The organism is Caulobacter sp. GW821-FHT10A06 (assembly GCF_059415805.1).
Map to the genome: position 1 here is coordinate 497,966 of NZ_JBWKNY010000004.1, position 20,525 is coordinate 518,490.

Annotated in this window: 21 protein-coding genes; 8 read left to right on the top strand and 13 right to left on the bottom strand. The window is 67.9% G+C overall.

Features of this window, described 5'->3' with window-relative positions; translation table 11 throughout:
* The 4 genes from AC07NF_RS13925 to AC07NF_RS13940 all read right to left on the bottom strand — a co-directional run bounded on the left by AC07NF_RS13925 (nucleotide 1) and on the right by AC07NF_RS13940 (nucleotide 3,609).
* Nucleotides 1-303 carry a putative quinol monooxygenase gene (locus tag AC07NF_RS13925; RefSeq protein WP_494626724.1) on the bottom strand — a complete coding sequence of 101 codons (303 nt, stop codon included), beginning with the start codon at nucleotides 301-303 and terminating at the stop codon, nucleotides 1-3.
* A 14-nt stretch (nucleotides 304-317) separates the two neighbouring features.
* Nucleotides 318-926, bottom strand: coding sequence for a 3-isopropylmalate dehydratase small subunit (gene leuD, locus AC07NF_RS13930; RefSeq protein ID WP_494626726.1), 609 nt, complete (start codon nucleotides 924-926; stop codon nucleotides 318-320).
* A complete protein-coding gene (gene leuC / locus AC07NF_RS13935; RefSeq protein WP_494626728.1) occupies nucleotides 926-2,362 on the bottom strand; it encodes a 3-isopropylmalate dehydratase large subunit in 1,437 nt (478 codons plus the stop codon). The genes leuD and leuC overlap by 1 nt, the downstream gene beginning before the upstream one ends.
* Nucleotides 2,363-2,646: 284 nt before the next feature.
* Nucleotides 2,647-3,609, bottom strand: a complete 963-nt coding sequence (locus tag AC07NF_RS13940; protein ID WP_494626730.1) for a LysR substrate-binding domain-containing protein — start codon at nucleotides 3,607-3,609, stop codon at nucleotides 2,647-2,649.
* A gap of 285 nt (nucleotides 3,610-3,894) precedes the next feature.
* Between AC07NF_RS13940 and AC07NF_RS13945 the strand changes: the two genes are divergently transcribed.
* Nucleotides 3,895-4,854, top strand: coding sequence for a M23 family metallopeptidase (locus AC07NF_RS13945; RefSeq protein WP_494626732.1), 960 nt, complete (start codon nucleotides 3,895-3,897; stop codon nucleotides 4,852-4,854).
* A 63-nt stretch (nucleotides 4,855-4,917) separates the two neighbouring features.
* Here AC07NF_RS13945 and rplS read toward each other — a convergent pair whose 3' ends face one another.
* Together rplS and trmD are read right to left on the bottom strand one after the other, a co-directional pair.
* Nucleotides 4,918-5,325, bottom strand: coding sequence for a 50S ribosomal protein L19 (rplS, locus tag AC07NF_RS13950; RefSeq protein WP_492815779.1), 408 nt, complete (start codon nucleotides 5,323-5,325; stop codon nucleotides 4,918-4,920).
* 3 nt (nucleotides 5,326-5,328) lie between these two features.
* Entirely contained in the window at nucleotides 5,329-6,066 is a 738-nt protein-coding gene (trmD, locus tag AC07NF_RS13955) for a tRNA (guanosine(37)-N1)-methyltransferase TrmD (protein WP_494626734.1), read from the bottom strand.
* A gap of 130 nt (nucleotides 6,067-6,196) precedes the next feature.
* Between trmD and AC07NF_RS13960 the strand changes: the two genes are divergently transcribed.
* Nucleotides 6,197-7,828: a ubiquitin-activating E1 FCCH domain-containing protein gene (locus AC07NF_RS13960; RefSeq protein WP_492815777.1), complete on the top strand. Its 1,632-nt coding sequence runs from the start codon at nucleotides 6,197-6,199 to the stop codon at nucleotides 7,826-7,828.
* Nucleotide 7,829: 1 nt separating this feature from the next.
* Here the strand turns inward: AC07NF_RS13960 and AC07NF_RS13965 are convergent, their stop codons facing one another.
* Together AC07NF_RS13965 and AC07NF_RS13970 are read right to left on the bottom strand one after the other, a co-directional pair.
* Nucleotides 7,830-8,333: a DUF805 domain-containing protein gene (locus tag AC07NF_RS13965; protein ID WP_494626736.1), complete on the bottom strand. Its 504-nt coding sequence runs from the start codon at nucleotides 8,331-8,333 to the stop codon at nucleotides 7,830-7,832.
* Between the two features lie 89 nt (nucleotides 8,334-8,422).
* Nucleotides 8,423-9,358, bottom strand: coding sequence for an isopenicillin N synthase family dioxygenase (locus AC07NF_RS13970; RefSeq protein ID WP_494626738.1), 936 nt, complete (start codon nucleotides 9,356-9,358; stop codon nucleotides 8,423-8,425).
* Nucleotides 9,359-9,521: 163 nt separating this feature from the next.
* Here AC07NF_RS13970 and AC07NF_RS13975 point away from each other — a divergent pair, with 163 nt between their 5' ends.
* From AC07NF_RS13975 to AC07NF_RS13990, 4 genes are all read left to right on the top strand, one after another.
* Complete coding sequence (locus AC07NF_RS13975) at nucleotides 9,522-10,190, top strand: YiaD family glycine zipper/OmpA-like lipoprotein (protein ID WP_492815774.1); 669 nt, start codon at nucleotides 9,522-9,524, stop codon at nucleotides 10,188-10,190.
* Nucleotides 10,191-10,294: 104 nt separating this feature from the next.
* The gene (cerH, locus tag AC07NF_RS13980; protein WP_494626741.1) at nucleotides 10,295-11,347 is read left to right on the top strand and encodes a ceramide hydroxylase CerH; all 1,053 of its coding nucleotides are present in this window, start codon (nucleotides 10,295-10,297) and stop codon (nucleotides 11,345-11,347) included.
* Nucleotides 11,348-11,404: 57 nt separating this feature from the next.
* Complete coding sequence (locus tag AC07NF_RS13985; protein WP_494626743.1) at nucleotides 11,405-12,403, top strand: sterol desaturase family protein; 999 nt, start codon at nucleotides 11,405-11,407, stop codon at nucleotides 12,401-12,403.
* Nucleotides 12,404-12,725: 322 nt separating this feature from the next.
* Entirely contained in the window at nucleotides 12,726-13,757 is a 1,032-nt protein-coding gene (locus tag AC07NF_RS13990; protein ID WP_494626745.1) for a helix-turn-helix domain-containing protein, read from the top strand.
* On the opposite strand, the gene AC07NF_RS13995 is transcribed toward AC07NF_RS13990, so the two are convergent.
* Genes AC07NF_RS13995 through AC07NF_RS14005 form a run of 3 tightly spaced genes read right to left on the bottom strand, consistent with a single transcriptional unit; the run spans nucleotide 13,754 to nucleotide 16,451 of the window.
* Entirely contained in the window at nucleotides 13,754-15,658 is a 1,905-nt protein-coding gene (locus tag AC07NF_RS13995) for a monovalent cation:proton antiporter-2 (CPA2) family protein (RefSeq protein WP_494626747.1), read from the bottom strand. The genes AC07NF_RS13990 and AC07NF_RS13995 overlap by 4 nt on opposite strands.
* Before the next feature lie 5 nt (nucleotides 15,659-15,663).
* Entirely contained in the window at nucleotides 15,664-16,245 is a 582-nt protein-coding gene (kefF, locus tag AC07NF_RS14000) for a glutathione-regulated potassium-efflux system oxidoreductase KefF (protein ID WP_494626749.1), read from the bottom strand.
* Nucleotides 16,245-16,451: a hypothetical protein gene (locus AC07NF_RS14005; protein WP_494626751.1), complete on the bottom strand. Its 207-nt coding sequence runs from the start codon at nucleotides 16,449-16,451 to the stop codon at nucleotides 16,245-16,247. Before AC07NF_RS14005 ends, kefF begins: the two co-directional genes overlap by 1 nt.
* Here AC07NF_RS14005 and AC07NF_RS14010 point away from each other — a divergent pair.
* Entirely contained in the window at nucleotides 16,354-17,064 is a 711-nt protein-coding gene (locus AC07NF_RS14010; RefSeq protein WP_494626753.1) for a CoA transferase subunit A, read from the top strand. The two genes, AC07NF_RS14005 and AC07NF_RS14010, sit on opposite strands and share 98 nt — an antisense overlap.
* The gene (locus tag AC07NF_RS14015) at nucleotides 17,064-17,705 is read left to right on the top strand and encodes a 3-oxoacid CoA-transferase subunit B (protein WP_494626755.1); all 642 of its coding nucleotides are present in this window, start codon (nucleotides 17,064-17,066) and stop codon (nucleotides 17,703-17,705) included. The genes AC07NF_RS14010 and AC07NF_RS14015 overlap by 1 nt, the downstream gene beginning before the upstream one ends.
* A 118-nt stretch (nucleotides 17,706-17,823) precedes the next feature.
* On the opposite strand, the gene AC07NF_RS14020 is transcribed toward AC07NF_RS14015, so the two are convergent.
* Nucleotides 17,824-18,813 (bottom strand): DJ-1/PfpI family protein, encoded by a 990-nt coding sequence (locus AC07NF_RS14020; protein ID WP_494626757.1) that lies wholly within the window; start codon nucleotides 18,811-18,813, stop codon nucleotides 17,824-17,826.
* Nucleotides 18,814-18,894: 81 nt separating this feature from the next.
* A complete protein-coding gene (locus AC07NF_RS14025; RefSeq protein WP_494626759.1) occupies nucleotides 18,895-20,484 on the bottom strand; it encodes an ArnT family glycosyltransferase in 1,590 nt (529 codons plus the stop codon).
* Nucleotides 20,485-20,525 lie beyond the last annotated feature (41 nt).

Genomic DNA, 20,525 nt, shown 5'->3' on the forward strand with positions numbered 1-20,525 from the left:
TTAGATCTCGCGATAGTCGGAAACGTCGAAGGAGGACATGCGGCGCTCATGGACGCCAAGCTCGGCGCAAGTCGCGCGCCACGCCGCCATATGCGGGCTGGCGCGATGGAATTCCAACGCCGCCGCGTCGGTGAAGTGTTCGAAGACCCGGATCAGGCCAGGATCCAGCGGGTCTTCGGAGAGGGCGTAGGCCAGGCAGCCCGGCTCGCCCCGCGATCCCGCGACCTGGGCGGCCAGGTGCGGGCGCAGGTCGGCCAGGCGCTCGCGCGCGATGCGGATCGAACCGGCGAGGATGACCGTCATGGAGCGGCCGGCGCTTAGGCTTCCAGCCAGGGCTGGCTGATCGCGCGCTTGCTCTCGAACACGTCGATGTCGCTGCCGTGCTGCAGGGTCTCGCCGATGGCGTCCAGGCCCTTGAGCATCTTCTCTTTCCGCACCGGATCGATGTCGAAAGAGATGACCTTGCCCGACGGCGAGATCACGGTCTGGGCTTCCAGGTCGACGCTGACCATGTGGTTGCCGCCCTTGGCCTCGTCCATCAGCAGCGAGAGGTCTTCAGCGCCGACCACCACCGGCAACAGGCCGTTGTTGTAGCAGTTGTTGTTGAAGATATCGGCGAAGCTGGTCGAGATCACGCACATGATCCCGAAGTCCATCAGGGCCCACGGGGCGTGCTCGCGCGAGCTGCCGCAGCCGAAATTGTCGCCGGCGATCAGCACGCTGGCGTTCTTGTACTCCGGCCGGTTCAGGACGAAGTCGGCGATCTCGTTGCCGTCCCCGTCGAAGCGGAAGTCGTAGAACAGGCCCTTGGCCAGCCCTTCGCGCTCCACGGTCTTGAGGAACTGCTTGGGGATGATCTGGTCGGTGTCGATATTGGCCAGCTCCAGCGGAGCCGCGCGGCCGTCGAGGCGGGTGAAGGCCTTCATCAGGCGGTCTCCTCCAGGAAGGTGCGCACGTCGGTCAGGCGCCCGGCGATCGCCGCCGCCGCCGCCATGGCGGGCGAGACGAGGTGGGTGCGGCCGGCGCGGCCCTGGCGGCCTTCGAAGTTGCGGTTGCTGGTCGAGGCGCAGCGCTCCTGCGGAGCCAGCTTGTCGGGGTTCATGGCCAGGCACATCGAGCAGCCGGGCTCGCGCCAATCGAAGCCGGAGGCCTTGAAGATGGCGTCCAGGCCCTCGGCCTCGGCCTGTTCCTTCACCAGGCCCGAGCCCGGCACGACCATCGCCTTGACGTGCGGGGCCACCATGCGGCCGTGCAGGAAGGCGTCCTGCACCACGGCGGCGGCGGCGCGCATGTCCTCGATGCGGCTGTTGGTGCACGAGCCGATGAAGACGCGGTCGATGCGGGCTTCCGAGATCGGCTGGCCGGCGGTCAGGCCCATATAGTCCAGCGCCCGGTGAGCGGCCGCGCGCTTGTCGGGCGTGGCGAAGCTTTCCGGATCCGGGACGTTGCCGGTGACCGGGATGACGTCCTCTGGGCTGGTGCCCCAGGTGACCATCGGAACCAGCGCCGCGCCGTCGATGACCACGGTGCGGTCGAAGACGGCGTCCTCGTCGGTGAACCAGGTCTTCCAGCTGGAGACGGCCATGTCCCAGGCCGCGCCCTTCGGCGCGGCGGGCTTGCCCTGGATGTAGGCGAAGGTCTTGTCGTCCGGGGCCACCAGGCCGGCCTTGGCGCCGCCCTCGATGGTCAGGTTGCAGAGGGTCATGCGGCCCTCCATCGACAGGCCGCGCACGGCCTCGCCGGCGAACTCGATGACATAGCCGGTGCCGCCGGCGGTGCCGATCTCGCCGATCACGGCCAGGGCAATGTCCTTGCCGGTCACGCCCGGGGCCAACTGGCCGTCGACGCGAACCAGCATGTTCCTGGCCTTCTTCTGGCGCAGGGTCTGGGTGGCCAGGACGTGCTCGACCTCGGACGTGCCGATGCCGTGGGCCAGGGCCCCGAAGGCGCCGTGGGTCGAGGTGTGGCTGTCGCCGCAGACGATGGTCATGCCCGGCTGGGTGCGGCCTTGCTCGGGACCGACCACGTGGACGATGCCGTTGCGGATGTCGCCCATCGGGAAGAATTCGATGCCGTTGTCCGCCACGTTGCGGGCCAGCGTCGTGAGCTGCAGGCGCGCTTCCTCGTCCTGCACGGCGTCCACGCCCAGGGCCTGGCCCTCGGTCGGGATGTTGTGGTCGGCGACGGCAAGCGTGCGATCGGGCCGGCGCACCTTGCGTCCGGCCGCGCGAAGGCCGGCGAAGGCCTGCGGGGTGGTGACCTCATGGATGAGGTGCAGGTCGATATAGAGGATGGCCTCGCCGTCGGTTTCGTTGACGACGTGGGCGTCCCAGATCTTGTCGTAAAGGGTTTTGCCGGACATGGCGGGGATATAGGGCGGATCGTGCGCCAAAATCCAGTGGTGGCGGGCTCTGGGGCCAAATTCTTGCGTTCTGTGTGGCGCTCACGCCAGAACGACATAGGGCGCGCCAGTGGTTTCGGCGCGCCCTAGCATCATTCTTTGCTTCCGGGGGCCGATGGCTCCGCCCGGAAAGGGCCGTCCACTAGAAAGGAGACGGTCTGGAAGCCCGGCCTGAACCGGGGGTGAAGTCACCATCTCACGTACCGAAGTTTTGTCAACAAGCGTGCGATCGCACCAAAGCTTGACTATAGAGGCCTCGCCAGCGGCGAGACGGCGGGCGACTCCAAAGGCGCGAGCGCGGCGTAGCGGGCGATCAGCGGATCGGCGGCGGCCTGGGCCAGCACCCAGTCGCGGAAGGCGGCGATCTTGCGCACCCGCGCCCGGTCGCTGGGATAGGCCAGCCAGTAGCCGCCGGTATAGCGGGCCACCACGTCGAACGGCATGACCAGGCGCCCCTCGGCCAGCTCGCGGGCGAAGAAGATCGGCGAGCCCAGGGCCGCGCCGTGGCTGGCCAGGGCGCTGGCCACTTCCAGGGCCTGGGCGTCCGAGGCCAAGCGCGGGGTCAGGCGGTCCTGCGCCACCGTGACGCCGGCGGCCTGGAACCACTCTTCCCACTCGCGGGCGATGCCGATCCTGGGGATGTCCAGCAGGTCCTCAGGGCGCGAGAGGCCGCCGATGCGAGCCAGGAACTCAGGCGAGACCAGCGGGGTCTGGACGGCGGGGATGAGGAAGTGAGCGGTCATGCCCGGCCATTTCCCCTGGCCGCCGCGCAGGGCCATGTCGACGCCCTCGCGCGACAGTTCGACGACCCGGCTGGAGGCCTCCAGCCGCACGGCGATGCGCGGATGGGCGATCTGGAAGCCGCCCAGGCGCGGGGCCAGCCACTGGCCGCCCAGGCTCTGGACCGTGGTGATCGACAGCACGCCTTCTTCGGTCTCGACCAGGTCGGACACCGCCGAGCGCAGCAGGGACATGGCCTCGGTCGAAGCGCGAGAGAGCCGCTCGCCGGACGAGGTCAGGGTCACTTCGCGGGGCAGGCGGTTGAACAGCAGCTGGTCCAGCTGTTGCTCCAGGGCCTTGACCTGCCAGCTGACAGCCGCCTGGGTCACGCCCAGCTCGTCGGCGGCGCGGGTGAAGCTCTTCAGGCGAGCGGCCGCTTCGAACACGCGGATGGCGGCGAGCGGCAGGCGGGCGAGGATGTCAGGCATAAGCTTACCTTATGCATAGCTAAGGAGGCCGCGTTTGTCATCAGGTCGATGAACGTCGATCTTCCACGTCATCGGCAGCCAAGGAGGGCCGCGATGATGGACCAGGCGCTCAAGATGCATAAGGAAGCTTCGTTCGGCTGGGTGCTGGCGCTGCAACAGCTGTGGGCCTTGCTGCGCGCCCCGAGCCCGCCCCAGAAACACCCGCGCCTGATCCAGCCGCGATAAGGCGCCTTGATCCGACGCGCGCGCTTCCCAAGTCCTGAAGCAAAGGCGAGGAAGCGCGACATGACTCACAGTTTGACCCGGCGCGGGGCCATGGCCGCCCCTCTGGCGCTGGCCTTTGCGCCGGGTCTCGCGCGCGCCGCGCCCGCGACCCCACGACAGCCCCTCGCCGTGGTCAGGGTCGAGGGCCGGCGGCGCGCGCTGTTCGAAGGCGCCAAGGGGCCGGTGACGGTGCGTGATGGCGATGTCGTGCTGGGCCGTTTCGAAGGCGTCTTCGTCGAGCTGGATCTGCCAGACACGACCCGTCGTCTCTCCGTCGAGGCCGCCGGCCAAACCACCACCCTCGACCTGCCCGCCGATGACGGCCCCATGCTGGGGCCGCCGCTGCGCGGCGGGCCGTGGGCGGCGATCTACAAGGCCGAGTGGCCACGCGGACACCGGCGGGTGTTCTATGATGGCCGCCTGCCGGGACGCACCGCGATCGACTGGGTGAAGCTGGACGACCAGGGCCGCATCGCCAGCGGCGACCCGGACCTTGCCCGCGACGCCCTGGGTTATGGGGAGGAGGTGCTGGCCGTGGCCGACGCGGTGGTCGCCGCCGCGCGGGACGGCGTGCCTGAGGCGGAGCGAGTCTCCCGGAACGGCAAGCACCCCCAGGACCTGGCGGCCGGCAACTACGTCTCGCTGGACCTGGGGAACGGCCGGTTCGCGATCTACGAGCACCTGGTCCCGGGCAGCCTGCGGGTGAAGCCCGGCGACCACGTACGCAACGGCCAGGTCATCGGTCGCCTGGGGTTCTCCGGCGACTCCACCGGCCCGCACCTGCATCTGCACGTGGCCGACGCGGCCGCGCCCTTGCTGGGCGAAGGCGTCGGCTACGGCTTCGAGGCCTTCACCCTGCTGGGCCGCTACGAGGATCTGGGCCGCCTGGGCTCCGCCCCGTGGACGCCGCTGGCGGACCTGGCCCCCGAGCGCCGCAACGAGCTGCCCGGCTCCAATGTCGTGGTCCGCTTCCCGGACTAACCGACAAAGAAGAAGGCCCCGGCGTTTCCGCCAGGGCCTCGTTCCATTCGCAGTATCGGAGACTTAGTCTTCCGACGAAGCCGCGGCGGCGGCGGCCTTGGTGTTGCCACCGGCGCGCTCGGCGATACGGGCCGACTTACCGCGACGGTCGCGCAGGTAGTACAGCTTGGCGCGACGGACGACGCCGCGACGCTTGACTTCGATGCTTTCGATGCTCGGCGAGAGCAGCGGGAACAGACGTTCCACGCCTTCGCCGAACGAGATCTTGCGGACCGTGAAGCTCTCGTGGACGCCCGTGCCGGCGCGGGCGATGCAGACGCCTTCATAGGCCTGAACGCGCTCGCGCTCGCCTTCCTTGATCTTCACGTTGACGCGCAGGGTGTCGCCGGGACGGAATTCCGGGATCGCGCGGACGGCCAGCAGACGGGCCGCTTCTTCTTGCTCGAGCTGAGCGACGATGTTGATCGCCATGGTCTAGTCTCCTTTGGGCTTTCCCCTTTTGGGGTCGCCTTTTGCCTGTTGATTGGCGAGATGCGCTTCCCAGAGATCTGGACGCCGCTCGCGGGTCGTTTCTTCACGCATAGACTTGCGCCATTGGTCGATCCGCTTGTGATCGCCCGACAGCAGCACCTCGGGGATATCCAGTCCTTCGAACGTCCGCGGTCGCGTGTACTGCGGATGCTCCAGGAGGCCGTCCTCGAAGCTTTCTTCCAGCGTGCTCTCGATGTTCCCCAGAACACCCGGGGCAAGTCGAACGCACGCCTCGATCACGACCATCGCCGCCGTTTCTCCTCCTGCGAGGACAGCGTCTCCGACCGAGATCTCCTCGAACCCGCGGGCGTCCAGCACCCGTTGATCCACCCCCTCGAAGCGGCCGCACAGCACCACGATGCCGGGCGCCTTGGACCACTCTCTTACGCGCGCCTGGGTCAGGGGCCTGCCCCGGGCGCTCATGTACAAAAGCGGCCGTCCATCCAGCTCCACACTGTCGAGCGCAGAGGCGATGACGTCCGCTTTGAGCACGGCTCCCGCGCCGCCACCCGCGGGTGTGTCGTCGAGGAAGCCGCGCTTATCCTTGGAAAAGGCCCGAATGTCCAGCGTTTCCAGACGCCACAGGTCCTGCTCGGTCCAGGCGGTCCCGATCATCGAAACGCCGAGCGGGCCTGGGAAGGCCTCGGGGAACATGGTCAGGACGGTGGCGGTGAACGGCATGGGCGCTCTTTAGCCGCACCCGCGCCGAGAGTCGAAGGGGTGTCGACCAGCAGCGTTCACCAACAGCATTTCCGGCTTGTTCACCCTCCTGAGCGAAGTTCAGGCCGAAAAACTTCGTCCGGATCCGCCCATGTCGACCCTGAGCCGCCTCATCCGACGCCTGAGCCAGGGCGCCAGCGCCTTTGGCGGCCGTCTGCGGCGCGACCAGCGCGGCGCGATCGCCGTGCAGTTCGCCCTGCTGGCCATTCCGCTGTCGGTGCTGGTCTTCGCCCTGGTGGACCTGGGCCGCATCGGCCTGCAGCGCCGCCAGATGCAGGACGCCCTGGACGCCGCCACCCTGATGGCCGCCCGCTCGACCGCCACGACCGACGCCGAACTGGAAGCGATCGGCGACCCGGCCTTCGTGGCCGAGATCGCGGGTCTGAACCTGGGCCTGACCGCCTCGAACTCGACTTTCAAGAACGGCGCGACCAACCACGTGATCGGCACGGCTTCGGGGACCCTGAAGCCGATCATCGCCAACCTGTGGACCGGATCCAATTTCGATGTCGTGGCGACGTCGGACGTGGTGCGCTCGTCCAAGGACCTGGAAGTCGCGGTGGTGCTCGACATCACCGGCTCGATGGAAGGCTCGCGGATCACCGACCTGAAGACGGCGGCGAGCGACCTCGTGAACATCATCGTCAAGGATCCGGCGCAACAGACACCGTTCTACTCAAAGGTGGCGCTGATCCCGTACGCGGCGGGGGTCAATCTGGGCACGTATGCCGATGGCGCGCGAGGCGCGATCACGAACCGCGCGATCACAAAGATCACCAAGGCCAACCAGGCCGTGGTCACATCGAACGGCCACGGCTTCATCGTCGACGACCAGATCTCGTTCTCGGGCGTCGGGGGCATGACCACGCTCAACGGCAAGACCTACACCATCAAGTCCGTGACCGCGAACACCTTCACGGTCGACGCCAACACGTCCAGCGCCTCGACCTATACTTCGGGCGGCGTGGCGACCTGCGAGAAAAGCACCAATCCTGGCTGCCGCAAGTACGTCTACGACAACCCCTATGGCACGGCGACGACGCGGACGATCAGCACCTGCGTCAGCGAGCGTACGGGGGGTGACGCCTATACCGACGTCGCGCCCAGCACCTCGCCGGTGGGCCGCAACTATCCGACCACCGCGGCCGACAACTACAGCGGCGCCAATCCCTGCCCCAGCGCGACGATCACGCCGCTGACCAGCAACAAGACGACGCTGACGAACCAGATCAACGCCCTGGACACCGACGGTTCGACCGCGGGTCAGATCGGCTTCGCCTGGGGCTGGTACATGATCTCGCCGAACTTCGGCTATCTGTGGCCGGACGTCACGCAACGCCCGGCCGCCTACAAGACCAAGGACCTGATGAAGGTCGTGGTGCTGATGACCGACGGCGCGTTCAACACGCCCTACTGCAACGGCGTCATCGCCCGCAACGCCGGCTCGGGCAGCGGCACCTATTCGGACCACATCGGTTGCGACGCGACCAACGGCGACCCGTTCACCCAGACCAAGGCGCTCTGCAAGGAGATGCAGGACGCCAAGTACGACATCACGATCTACACGGTCGGGTTCGACGTGGACGACAACACGGCCAAGGGCGTGCTGAAGGGCTGCGCCAGCAAGCCCGAATACGCCTTCTTCCCGGCGACGGGTTCGGAGCTGAAGACGACCTTCAAGTCGATCGCCCAGGAGATCTCGCAGCTGCGGATCGCCAAATAACCTAGACGGCCGGGGGCTCGCCGTAACGGTTGGCCCCCGCCTGGCTGGGCTGGGCCAGCAGCACGACCAGCAGCACCAGGACGACCAGGTAGAGCAGGTTGTTGAAGAAGATCGCGAAGAACAGCCTCTCGATGCCCGGAGGCGGCGCCTCGAAGCTGCTGACCACGACGTAGAAGCCGCCGATGCCGAAAGCCAGGAAGGGCAGCGGCGCCAGGCCCCAGTAAGCTCGTCGTCCCGTGTCATGCAGCCGGCGCGACACGGCGGCCGCCAGCAGGGCGACGACGGCGATGATCTCGACGCCCATCAGCACGACGAGGCCGCCGAGGTCGGGAAAATCCTGAGAAGGCGTGGCGGGGATCAGCAGGCTGACGGCGATCATGTTGCCCGCGCCCATGACGATCATCATCAGCAGGACGACGACGCCGACATAGGGCCAGAAGACGCGCCGCGGATCGCGGCCCGAAAAGTCCGCAAGCCTGGCCAGGCTTTGCACCAGGAATTCCAACCGCCCCTCCCCAGAAGCAGAACGCGCACGCCGGGACCATGACGTCGAGGCGAGCGCGCGCAACCCTCTTTCGGAGGTTGTAGGTCCTTTTAGGCCAGTTTGATCTCTCGCAGGCGCTGCTGGAGGAATTCGTCGGCAGTAATCGACTCCGGATAGCGGTCCGGATTCTCGGGCGTGACGCAGTTGGGCAGGGTCTTGATCTCGTAGTCCGACGCGAAGTGCAGGAAGAACGGCGTCGAGTAGCGCGGCAGGTGCCGGCGCTCGGGCGGCGGGTTCTGCACGCGGTGGATGGTCGAGGGCAGGACGTGATTGGTCAGGCGCTCCAGCATGTCGCCGATATTGATGACGATGCAGCCCGGGGGCGGGTTGATCGGCAGCCAGTCGCCGTTGCGGTCCTGCAGCTCCAGCCCGCCTTCTTCGGCGCCCATCAAGAGGGTGATGGTGTTGATGTCGCCATGGGCCCCGGCGCGCACGCCGGTGGCGTCCAGCGGGATCGGCGGATAGTGCAGCAGGCGCAGCACGCTGTTGCCGTCCTGGACGGTCGGCTTGAAGAAGTCGCGGTCCAGCTTCAGGTAGGTGGCGATGGCCTCCAGCACCTTGCCGCCCATGTTGTCCAGCGCGTTGTAGAACCAGCTGACGTCGTGCTTGAAGGCCGGGATCTCGGCCGGCCAGACGTTGTCGGCCATGGTGGCGCGGAAGCGGTGGCCGAGCGGCAGCTCGCGGCCCATGTGCCAGAATTCCTTCAGGTCGTGGTGCGTGGCGCCCTTTGCGGTCTCGACGCCGAACGGGATGTAGCCGCGCGCGCCGCCCTTAACGCCCGCGTACTGGGTCTTGGTCTCCACCGGCAGGGCGAAGAAGGCCTTGGTGTCGGCGATGGCCGCGTCGATGCGGTCCTGCGGGATGTCGTATTCCGACAGCACGGCGAAACCGTAGCGCTCGAACGACGCGCCCAGCTCCTGGGCGAAGCGCGGGAAGTCCTTGCTGTAAAGCGTGAACGAGATCGGATCGATGGCGGAGGTGGACACTTCTTCGAGCCTTGAGGTTAGTAAGTTCCTTCTTACTACACCGAGCCGGGAACGAAACGAAGGCCGTTCATCCTGGCTTCAGGCGCGGTATTGGAACTTGACCATAAGATGGGCGTTTGCCCGTTTGACCTTGATCTACAACAAAGACGTGGGAGTTGCGACAATGCGCAAGACTGCTCTGGCCGCCCTGCTCATGGGCGCCGCCGCCCTGACCGCCTGCTCCACCACCGATCCCTATACGGGCATGCCGGTGCGCAACAATACCGGCACGGGTGTGCTGGCCGGGGCCGCGGGCGGCGCCCTGCTGGGCTACCTGACCAACACCAACAAGGGCGAGCAGGGCCGCAAGAACGCACTGATCGGCGCGGGCATCGGCGCGCTCGCCGGCGGCGCGGTTGGCAACTACATGGACCGCCAGCAGGCCGACCTGCGGCGCAGCCTGGAAACCTCGGGCGTGATGATCCGCCGCAACGGCGACCAGATCGTGCTGGTCATGCCCAGCGACGTGACCTTCGCCGTCGACAAGTCGGACGTGCAGCCGCAGTTCACCCGCGTGCTGGACGACGTGGCCCGCACCTTGAACGCCTATCCGCAGACCACGATCGACGTGGTGGGCCACGCCGACTCGAGCGGCGGCGCCGAGTACAACCAGGGTCTGTCGGAGCGCCGCGCCAGTGCGGTGGCCGACTATCTGACCCGCCAGGGCCGGGTGATCACCGACCGCGTCTTTGTGGCCGGCATGGGCTCGCGCCAGCCGATCGCGGACAACGCCACGGCCGCTGGCCGGGCTCAGAACCGTCGGGTCGAGATCATCCTGCGGCCTCTGACCTAAATCCGCTTAAGGGCGCGGAATCGTCGCGCCTTTGATCCAAACGGTTGCTTTTCCCTCGCGCCGTCGCCAATTCGTTCTCCTTATCGAGGCGGCGCGAGGTCGAAGTGAACAAGTTGGCAAGCGAAGGCGTCAGTCTGACCAAGCAGGCCTATGGCCTGACCGAAGACCTGATGACGCCCAACGCGGCCGTCTACTGGATCGATCTCGTCGTGTCGGTCGCCCTGATGTGGGGCGGCCTTTACGTCGCCGCGACGACCGCCAGCCTGGCGCTCGGCCTGGTCGCCGCCGCCGTCAGCGTGCTGGCCCTGTACCGCGCCCTGTCGTTCATCCATGAGCTGACCCACCTGCGCGCCGACGAGACGCCGGGCTTCCTGGCCGGCTGGAACCTGCTGGTCGGCATGCCGCTGATGACCCCCTCGCTGATGTACGAGGGGGTGCACAACATCCACCATATCAAGGATCGTTTCGGCACCGCGCTGGACCCGGAATACTTGCCGCTGTCGCGCTTCACGCCGCTGAAGCTGGCGGTGTTCCTGTTCGTGGCCCTGCTGGCCCCGCTGGGCGTGATCCTGCGCTCGGCCATCCTGATCCCGCTGTCGTTCGTCATCCCGCCGCTGCGCGTCTATGTGCGCACCAAGCTGTCGGCGCTGATGATCAATCCCGACTTCGTGCGCGAGGACCTGCACCGCTGGCGCGCCGGCTGGGTCGCCCAGGACGTGGCTTGCTGGCTGTGGTCGTGGGCGGTGATCGCCGCCACGGTCGTGGGCTGGCTGCCGCTGCGCTTTACCCTGACGGGCCTGGCGATCTTTGCCGTCGCCACCTTCGTCAACCAGGCCCGCACCCTGGTCGCCCACCACTGGGACAACGACGGAAGCAAGATGACCCTGGACGAGCAGTTCCTCGACTCGGTCAACGTGCCGCCGCCGAACCTGGCGTCGGAGCTGTGGGCCCCGGTGGGCCTGCGTTACCACGCCCTGCACCACCTGCTGCCGCGCCTGCCGTACCACAACCTGGGCAAGGCCCATGCGCGCCTGACCGCGGCCTTCGCGGCGGACTCGATCTATCATCGCGCGTCGGAGAAGGGGCTGTTCGAGGCCCTGGCGGATCTGTTCCGCCGCGTGGGTCGCAAGACCCCGGTCGACCAGCCCGCCCATTAAGCGTCAATTGAGGGCCGGCGTGTAAGGAAGGTCTCCTGAAGCGGAGGCCTTCCGGACGTGACGACGGCCGCACCAGTGATCGATCTCGCCGGCGCCGCCCATCGGCTGGCCGCGCCGCTGCTCGACGTCCTGCTGCCGCTGGGTTCGGTCTTTTCCCTGGTCTCGCTGGCCAGCGCCCTGGTCATCGGCGCCTTGCACATCGTGCTGAGCCGCCGGGCGCGGGGCCGCAAGACCGCGCCGCGCCTGCTGTGGCGGGCGCTGTTTCCGCGCAAGGTCTGGCTGACGGCGTCCAGCCGCGCCGACCTCGTGTTCTTCGTCTTCAACGTCTGGGTCGCGGGCCTGCTGCTGAGCGCCGCGCTGCTGTCGGGTCAGGCGATCTCGCGGGGCCTCGCCGCCTGGCTGGTCGGCGCCGTGGGGCCAGGTCCGCTGGGCGCGACGCCCTGGCCGGTCGTGGCGGTGGTCGGGACCGTGCTGGGCTTCCTGGCCTATGAGCTGGGCTATTACGTCGACCACTGGCTGAGCCACAAGGTCCCGTTCCTGTGGGCCTTCCACAAGCCGCACCACACGGCCGAGGTGCTGACGCCGCTGACCGTCTACCGCGTCCATCCGATCGAGAGCCTGAAGTTCGCCAACATCGCGGCCCTGGCCAGCGGATCGACTGGCGGGATCCTGGCCTGGACGTTCGGGCCGGCCTGGCACGAACCGCTGGCGTTCGGCCAGAACGCCATCTTCCTGGTCTTCATCATGACCGTGGTGCACCTGCAGCACTCGCACGCCTGGATGACCTTCGCGCCGCTCGGCAAGTGGCTGCTGAGCCCGGCCCACCACCAGATCCATCACTCGGCCGACCCGGCGCATTTCGGCAAGAACCTGGGCAGCTGCCTGGCCGTCTGGGATCGGATGTTCGGCACGCTGCACGTCCCCGGCGCGCGGCCCAAGGCCCTGACGTTCGGAGCCATCGCCGCCGACCCGCACAGCCTGACCGGCGGTTTCGCCACGCCGTTCGTCGAGGCCTTCCGCCCGCCGCCCTCACCCGAGTTGCAAGCGGCCGAATAAAGAAGCGACGCGGGACCGGCGGGACCACGCGTCGCCAAAGGTTTGGGCTGTTTCACGCGGTGGTCCGGCCTAGCCATGTCCCCCACGACGGGGTCGGCCGGACCGGCCGCTCGACGCGAGAACGCTGCCAAGGGAATGGATGCGTCGGCCTCACGCCACGCCGATCCCGTAGAGCCCGGCCAGGCGCGGAGCAACGGCGGCTCCGGTGTTTGAGACGGCCGGTCATGAATCTGAGACTCCGCGCACGCGGGTATCTCAAGACATTGACGGCCTGCGGCTTTCGAGGCTCGTTGGTCGGGTATCGTCATTCCGAGTTCGTCGCATGCCGTCTTCGCTGCCCCAGTTCCAGGCCGGCACCCGGATCACCCCGGGCCGCGAGGGCGCGCAGGCCTATGCCGAGGCCATCGCCCCGGTGTTCGACACCCGCCTGCGCGACGTCGACGCGCGCGGGCCGGACCTGGGCATCAACAGCTTCAACATCGGTCCGATGGTGCTGGGCCAGGCCCATATGAGCGGCGGCGTGTTCGGCTATGGCCGCGACGGGCGCAAGATCGCGTCCACGGGGCTGGAGCTGGTCCTGGTGCAGATCATCGTCGAGGGCGAGGACCGCCGCTCCACCGGTGGCGATGAGATCATCGCGCGGACCGGCGATGTCTGCCTGCTGGACCTGACCCGCACCTTCGTGTCGGAGACGGCCCACTGCACCAACATCAACCTGGCCCTGCCGCGCGACGCCTTCGACGCCCGCGACATCGACCTGGACCCGCTGCACGGCCTGGTCCTGCGTCGCGAGAGCGCCGGCGCGCAGCTGCTGCGCTCGCACGCCGAAAGCCTGATGCGCGTGGCCCCCGACCTCGCGCCCGAGGAGGCCTATGGCGTCGGGCGGGCGACCACCGACCTGCTGGCCGGCCTGACCCTGGGCCAACGCGGCGAGGAGACCCGGCGGGCGGCGGCCGAGACCCAGCGCGCGCGCCTGCGGCGCTTCATCGACGCCAACCTGCACGACCCGGATCTGGGCGCGGAGCTGCTGTGCCGCCGCTTCGGCGTCTCGCGCGCTTCGCTCTATCGCCTGTTCGCGCCGCTGGGCGGGGTCAGCGAGCACATCCGCAACCGCCGCCTGCGCCGAGTGTTCGAGGCCCTGTCGGATCCGGCCCAGCCGCAGGGCATGGCCCAGGTGGCCGAGCGTTACGGCTTCACCGTGTGGTCCAGCTTCAGCCGGGCGTTCAAGAGTCGCTTCGGCATGACGCCGGGCGAGGCGCGAGGACAGGGCACAGTCGCGGCGGCGAAGGCCAGTGTCCAGCAGGCCGCGAGCGGCGACCTGTCGGACTGGCTGCGAGCGCTGGACGCGGCTTAAGTCGTCCCTTCCTGCTGCGCCCGTTCGCGCAGTTCCTCGTCCAGGCTGGCCGTGTCCCAGGCTCCGCCGGCGTCGCCGGGGCGCATGCGGTGCAGGTCGGCGTCCAGCAGGCTGTCCATGGTCTTGGCCGCATCGCGCGAGGCCAGGATATAGGCCTCTTCCTGACCCCACATCGGCCGCAGCTCCTCGAACATCCGCCGGTCGTGGCGGCGGAAGAAGGCCGAAGCGCGGTGGGCGCGGTGGGCGCGGAAACCCAGCTTCTGCAAGGCGGTGGTCCCGAGCGCCAGGGCCGACTCGAAGGTCTCGCGCTCGACCGCGTCGGCGCCGTTGGACAGGAGGTCGTAGGCGTGGCGGCGGTCCCAGGCGCGGGCCAGGATGATCAGGTCCGGGAAGGCCTTGCGCGCGGTCTCGACCAGCTCGACGGTCTTCTCCCGGTCATCCAGGGCAACGATCAGCATCCGGGCCCGCTCGGCCCCGGCGGCGCGCAGCAAATCGAGGCGCGTGGCGTCGCCATAGTGCACCCGGCGGCCAAAGCGCCGCAGCAGTTCGATCTGCTCGATGTCGCTGTCCAGGATGGTCGACTTGAAGCCGTTGGCGGTCAGCAGGCGGCCGGTGATCTGCCCGAAGCGCCCGAAGCCGGCGATGATGATGTCCGGCTCGCCCTCGTCGAAGTCGCCGGTGTCGGGGACGACGTCCGGGATGGCCGCGTCCATCAGGTCGGCGACGCGCTCGTACAGGATCATGGCGACCGGGGTCAGGGCCATGGAGACGGCGACGGCGGCGGTCAGCAGGGCGGCCAGCTGGACGCCGATGACGCCCGCGCCGACCGTGAAGCTGAGCAGCACGAAGGCGAACTCGCCGCCTTGCGCCAGGGCCGTAGCTACCGCCAGCGCTCCGCGCTTGGGGGCGCCGAACATCCGGGCGATGCCGTACATGACCAGCAGCTTCAGGGTCATCAGTCCCAGGACGATGCCCAGCAGCTGCAAGGGCTGGCTGGCCACCAGCGGCAGGTTCACGCCCGCGCCGACAGTGATGAAGAAGAGGCCCAGCAAGAGGCCCCGGAACGGCTCGATGTCGCTCTCCAGCTCGCGACGGAACTCGCTTTCGGCCAGCACCACCCCGGCCAGGAAGGCGCCGAGGGCGGGCGACAGGCCCACGACCTGCATCAGGCTGGCCACGGCGACCACGATCAGCAGGGCGGCGGCGACGAAGATCTCGCGCAGGCGGGCCTTGGCGATGAAGCGAAACAGCGGCTGGACCAGGTAACGACCGCCGCCGATCACCCCGGCCACGGCCGCGAACACCGACAGGGTCTGGGCCCAGATCGGCAGCTCAGCCACCAGACTGCCGCCGCCATGTCCGCCGCCGGCGTCGGCATGGTGCGCCGCGCCGGTGGCCAGCAGGGGCAGCAGGGCGAACATCGGGATCACCGCCAGGTCCTGCAGCAGCAGGACCCCGAAGGCGGCGCGGCCGACCGGGCCTTGCCGGAGACCCTTCTCATCGAGGGTCTGCAGGACGATCGCTGTCGAGGACATGGCCAGGACGAGGCCCACGGCCAGCGCGGTCTGCCAGGGCAGGCCCAGCGCCAGCGAGGCGCCGGCGATGGCCAGGGCCGTGCCCAGCACCTGGGCTCCACCCAAGCCGAAGATCGCCTTGCGCATGTCCCACAACATCGAGGGCTGCACTTCCAGGCCGATCAGGAACAGCAGGATGACGACGCCGAACTCGGCGAACTTCATGACGTCGGCCTGATCGCCGACCAAAGCGAGGGCGAACGGACCGATGACGACGCCGGCGATCAAGTAGCCCAGCACCGAGCCGAGCCCCAGCCGCTTGGCGATCGGCACCGAGACGACGGCCGCGCCCAGATAGACCAGGGTCTGGGTGAGGAAGTTCTCCATGCCGTCTACGCCTCCACGCTCTTGGGCAACAACGAGGCCACGCGCGCCTTGTAGCGCTCAGCCTCGGCCTTCAGGGCCGCATCGTCTTTTACAGAAGCGCCGTGAACCACGAACGGCGTCTCCCATTCCATGCCGCACAGGTGCGCGGTCTGCTCCAGCGGCCGCAGGAACTCGTCCATCGAGAACCGGTTGTAGCCGTGCATATGGTAGGCCTTGGCGCTGGCGCCCGTGGTGCAGGCCACGAACAGCCGCTTGCCCTTCAGGGCCTCGCCGTCCTCGCCATAGGCGAAGCCGTGCAGCCAGACCAAGTCCAGCCACTCCTTCATCAGGGCCGGGGTCGAGTACCAGTACAGCGGAAACTGCAAGGCGATGACGTCGTGCTTCACCAGGGCGGCCTGCTCGGTCTCGATGTCGACTACGAAGTCCGGATAGGTCTCGTACAGGTCCTTGAAGGTGACGCCGGAAAGGCCCTTGGCCGCCTTGGCCAGGGCGCGATTGGCGCGCGAGCGTTCAAGGGCCGGGTGAGCCAGGACAAGAAGCACCCCGGGGGTGGAAGGCGTCATGGAGCCGGTGCTAGCGTTGGTCATCAAACGACCCTTCCGGAAATAATTTCATCAAGGGTTGAATTTCTGAGCGGCTCGGGCGACACGGTTCGCCCAAGCACCCGATTAGCAAGTTCGGGATAGGGAGACACCATGGTCGACAAGGTGAAGACAGACGCCGTCGAGGCCCTGGCCGGGCTGTTGTTCGATGGCATGACCATCATGGCCGGCGGGTTTGGCCTGTGCGGCATTCCCGAGAACCTGATCGCGGCGATCCGCGAGGCGGGGACGAAGGACCTCACGGTCATCTCCAACAATTGCGGCGTCGACGGGTTCGGCCTTGGGATTCTCCTCGAAAACCGCCAGATCAAGAAGATGGTCTCGTCCTATGTGGGCGAGAACAAGCTGTTCGAACAGCTCTACCTCAGCGGCGAGCTGGAACTGGAGTTCAATCCGCAGGGCACGCTAGCCGAACGCATTCGTGCGGGCGGGGCGGGCATCCCGGCCTTCTTCACGCGCACCGGCTACGGCACCCTGGTGGCCGAGGGTAAGGAAACCCGAGAGTTCGACGGCGAGATGTACGTGATGGAGCGCGGCCTGGTCGCCGACCTGTCGATCGTCAAGGCCTGGAAGGCCGACGCCGAGGGCAACCTGATCTACCGAAAGACCGCCCGGAACTTCAATCCGATGATGGCCACGGCCGGCAAGAAGACCGTCGTCGAGGTCGAGGAACTGGTGGCGATCGGCGACCTGGACAAGGACGCCATCCACACGCCCGGCATCTATGTCGACCACCTGGTGAAGGGCGCGAAGTTCGAGAAGCGCATCGAGCGCGTGACCACCCGCGCGAAGGAGCAAGCGTAATGGCCTGGACCCGCGACGAGATGGCGGCCCGCGCCGCCAAGGAGCTGCAGGACGGCTTCTACGTGAACCTGGGCATCGGCATCCCGACCCTGGTGGCCAACTACATTCCCGAAGGGATGTCGGTGACGCTGCAGAGCGAGAACGGCATGCTGGGCATGGGCCCCTTCCCCTATGAGGGCGAAGAGGACGCCGACCTGATCAACGCCGGCAAGCAGACGATCACCGAGCTGGACTCGAGCTCGTACTTCTCGTCGGCCGACAGCTTCGCGATGATCCGCGGCGGCCACATCGCCCTGTCGATCCTGGGCGGCATGCAGGTGTCCGAGACCGGCGACCTGGCCAACTGGATGGTGCCCGGCAAGATGGTCAAGGGCATGGGCGGGGCCATGGACCTGGTCGCCGGCGTCAAGCGCGTGGTGGTGGTCATGGACCACTGCGAGAAGTCCGGCGCGCCGAAGCTGCTCAAGCAATGCTCGCTGCCGCTGACCGGCGCCGGGGTGGTGGACCTGCTGATCACCGAACTGGGCGTCTTCGAGATCAATCGCGGCAAGACGCCGGTGAAGCTGATCGAACTGGCCCCGGGCGTGACTGTCGACGAGGTCAAGGCCAAGACCGAGGCGGCGTTCGAGACGTCGCTCTAGAGATCGGTGGTGCAGCAACCTCGTCCTTCGACAAGCTCAGGATGAGGTTGCTGGTTGTCGCCGAGCTTGAACTAGGACCTCACCCTGAGCTTGTCGAAGGGCGAGGTCCGCCGCACGGTCATTTGGCCAGCCAATACGGATGCTCCAGCGTCAGCGCGACGTAGCGGGCGGTTGGCTTCCCGTAAGCGCCGGCGATCTCCTCCAAGACTGAAGCCGGATCCCCCGCCTTCGCCTCCACCGTCCGCGAGGCACGCGGAAGCTTGGCTGGCGCGATCACCGTCAGTCCGTGTCGCGACACAGCGCTCTGGCTCGGAAAGGCCTCCGAGCGGTTGGTCCGTGACCAGGCGTCCAGCGCCGTGGCGAAGGCCAGGTCGTCGAAGCCGTCGGTGATCCGCACCGCGATCTTCTCGCTCCGCCAGGCGTTGGCCCAACCCGACAGGCCGGTCATCGCCGCGTCCGTCCCGACCCGGAACGCCGCGCCGTCATGAGCCTGGACTGGGAGCGGCACGTTCAGCCGCGCGGCGGTCTCCCGCATCACCGCCTCGCCCGCCAGGTCGCGCAGCAGCGCCAGGCTGGCCGGGATCGAGGCTGTCACCCCGGCGGTAGTGGTCGCGCCGCCGTCGACGATCCAGCGCCGGTCGCGCCGCCAGCGGACGTTCGGATAAGCCTTGGCGAGACGTCCCAACTCGTACCAGTGCGTGGTGGCCTCGCGACCGTCCAGCAGGCCCGCGCGGGCCAGGGCCTCGGCCCCGGCGCAGATCGAGACGATCCGGACGCCGCGTTTGGCCCGCTCGCGCAGCCAGGCGTCGCGGGCCGGGTCATAGGCCGGCATCATGAACGGCACGATGACGACGTCCGGCTCGCGCTTGAGGGCGGCATAGGTCGTCTGCGGACGGATCCAGGCCTGGCCCGGCATCAGCCGCACCGGGGCCAGGCTGGGGGCCAGGATCGTGACCTCCACCGCGCCGGACTGCGCCAGCACGGCATAGGGCGCGATCAGGTCCGTGGTCTCCGTGCCCCGAGGCTCGGCCAGGATCACGACCAGCGGCTTGGCCAGGGCCGGTGAGCCGAGAACCAGGGCGAACAACAGAACAGCCAGACGCAACATCGAGACCTCCCGTGAGACGCGGGAAGCATCGCCGTCGCAGGCCGTCTCGAAAGGACGGTTATCCCTCGAAAGCCGCCAGCCCTATTTCGGCGCGTGCTGAGGCTGCGGCGGCAGGCCGGTGATCGGGTCGCGGGGCAGGGGCGCGAAACCCTCGGCGATGAACAGGTCGACCCGGCGCGAGCGCTTCTTGTCCAGGCGCACGCGGGCGATCTGCAGGCCGGAGTGAGCCTTGAAGTCCTGCTCGATCTCGGGGCGATAGCCGCCCTCCAGGCTGACGATCAGGGCGCGGCGACCGTAGTGCGCGTCCAGCGGCGTCTCGGCTTCGGCCTGGTTCTGGGCGTAGGCCTCGTGCACCCACATCCGCAGCGGCGGCGCGCCCGGCTGGCCGAAATAGTCGCGGCCGTAGTAGGCGGCGGCGTTGTAGACGAAGCGGTCGTCCATCGCCACGGCGCTCAACGGGCCGCGCAGGGCGGTCTCTTCCTTCGAGCGCTCGATGATCGCCTGGACGGTCTGGTCCCAGCCGCGCACGCGCTTGAAGCCGTTCGACAGGCCGGTGACGTCGACCACCTTGGGGCTGATCATGCAGGCGATGAAGAAGGCGGCGAACACAGCCTGGACGGCCAGGCCGCCGATCATCCAGCGACGGGCGTTCCAGCGCAGCAGCCAGCCGGCCGTCAGCACCGACCCCGCCACGAAGGCCGCGCCGGCCCAGTTGGCGTTGGCGCGCGAGACGAAGGCCTCGCCGGCCACAATGATCAGCGGCGGGGCCGAGAAGCACAGCAGCAACAGGTCCGGCGAGGTCAGGCGCTTCTTGGCGCCCAGCCAGATCGCCCCGCCCAGCAGCACCGCGAACGGCAACGGGCCGAAGACCCCGAACTGCGAGCCGACGAACTCGATCAGTTCCCGGAAGTTGAACAGGCTGTGCGACCCCCAGTTGGCGTTCGCCGCCGTGTGCTTGACGGTCGAGAAGTGGTGGCTGGCGTTCCAGGCGAAGTTCGGAGCCAGGATCAGGACGAAGGCGGTGACGAACAGCACCGCGGCCGCCGGGCACCAGCGCTTGCGGGCTTCCTTGGAGATGGCGAAGTGGATGACGATGCTGCCCAGCACGTAGATCGCCGCGTATTTCGACAGGAAGGCGCAGCCCAGCGCCGCGCCCATGCCGGCGGCGATGAAGTAGCGACGCGGCGCGGTTTCCACCGCTAGGGCGACATAGGCCCAGATCGTCAGGGCCAGGAAAAACAGCAGCGGCGCGTCGGTGGCGATCAGGCCCGAGGACAACACCACGCCCGGCATCAGGCTGTAGATCGCCGCCGCGAGCAGGCCGCTCCAGCCGCCATAGAGGTTCCTGGCGATGCGGTGGATGACCAGCGCCGTGGCCCCGTGCAGCAGTGCGGCGGACAGTCGCACCCAGGGCTCGGCGTCGCCGCCGATGTGGGTGGTCAGCCAGATCAGCCAGGCGATCATCGGCGGCTTGGAGAAGTAGCCGAACGCCAGCTCGCGCGACCACAGCCAGTACTGCGCCTCGTCGGGGTAGAGCTCGAGCGGCGTTGTGAACAAGGCGATCAGACGCAGAACCGTCAGCCCACAGACCATCATCAGGGTCAGCCGCCAGGCGCGCGATTCTACGCCGGGCGCGGGGGAAATCTCGGAGGTTGGGGTCGCTGAGCGCATGACACCTAATTAGCCAAGTAAGAAAAATTTGACCAATTGTT

What these genes read in the sequence shown, in the direction of transcription:
- leuC (WP_494626728.1), bottom strand. Translation starts at nt 2,362, where the DNA reads ATGTCCGGCAAAACCCTTTACGACAAGATCTGGGACGCCCACGTCGTC.
- AC07NF_RS14010 (WP_494626753.1), top strand. Translation starts at nt 16,354, where the DNA reads ATGGTCGACAAGGTGAAGACAGACGCCGTCGAGGCCCTGGCCGGGCTG.
- AC07NF_RS13940 (WP_494626730.1), bottom strand. Translation starts at nt 3,609, where the DNA reads ATGCCTGACATCCTCGCCCGCCTGCCGCTCGCCGCCATCCGCGTGTTC.
- AC07NF_RS13990 (WP_494626745.1), top strand. Translation starts at nt 12,726, where the DNA reads ATGCCGTCTTCGCTGCCCCAGTTCCAGGCCGGCACCCGGATCACCCCG.
- rplS (WP_492815779.1), bottom strand. Translation starts at nt 5,325, where the DNA reads ATGGCGATCAACATCGTCGCTCAGCTCGAGCAAGAAGAAGCGGCCCGT.
- leuD (WP_494626726.1), bottom strand. Translation starts at nt 926, where the DNA reads ATGAAGGCCTTCACCCGCCTCGACGGCCGCGCGGCTCCGCTGGAGCTG.
- AC07NF_RS14005 (WP_494626751.1), bottom strand. Translation starts at nt 16,451, where the DNA reads ATGCCGCACAGGCCAAACCCGCCGGCCATGATGGTCATGCCATCGAAC.
- AC07NF_RS13975 (WP_492815774.1), top strand. Translation starts at nt 9,522, where the DNA reads ATGCGCAAGACTGCTCTGGCCGCCCTGCTCATGGGCGCCGCCGCCCTG.
- trmD (WP_494626734.1), bottom strand. Translation starts at nt 6,066, where the DNA reads ATGCCGTTCACCGCCACCGTCCTGACCATGTTCCCCGAGGCCTTCCCA.
- AC07NF_RS14020 (WP_494626757.1), bottom strand. Translation starts at nt 18,813, where the DNA reads ATGTTGCGTCTGGCTGTTCTGTTGTTCGCCCTGGTTCTCGGCTCACCG.
- AC07NF_RS13945 (WP_494626732.1), top strand. Translation starts at nt 3,895, where the DNA reads ATGACTCACAGTTTGACCCGGCGCGGGGCCATGGCCGCCCCTCTGGCG.
- AC07NF_RS13960 (WP_492815777.1), top strand. Translation starts at nt 6,197, where the DNA reads ATGTCGACCCTGAGCCGCCTCATCCGACGCCTGAGCCAGGGCGCCAGC.
- AC07NF_RS14015 (WP_494626755.1), top strand. Translation starts at nt 17,064, where the DNA reads ATGGCCTGGACCCGCGACGAGATGGCGGCCCGCGCCGCCAAGGAGCTG.
- kefF (WP_494626749.1), bottom strand. Translation starts at nt 16,245, where the DNA reads ATGACCAACGCTAGCACCGGCTCCATGACGCCTTCCACCCCCGGGGTG.
- AC07NF_RS13995 (WP_494626747.1), bottom strand. Translation starts at nt 15,658, where the DNA reads ATGGAGAACTTCCTCACCCAGACCCTGGTCTATCTGGGCGCGGCCGTC.
- AC07NF_RS13925 (WP_494626724.1), bottom strand. Translation starts at nt 303, where the DNA reads ATGACGGTCATCCTCGCCGGTTCGATCCGCATCGCGCGCGAGCGCCTG.
- AC07NF_RS14025 (WP_494626759.1), bottom strand. Translation starts at nt 20,484, where the DNA reads ATGCGCTCAGCGACCCCAACCTCCGAGATTTCCCCCGCGCCCGGCGTA.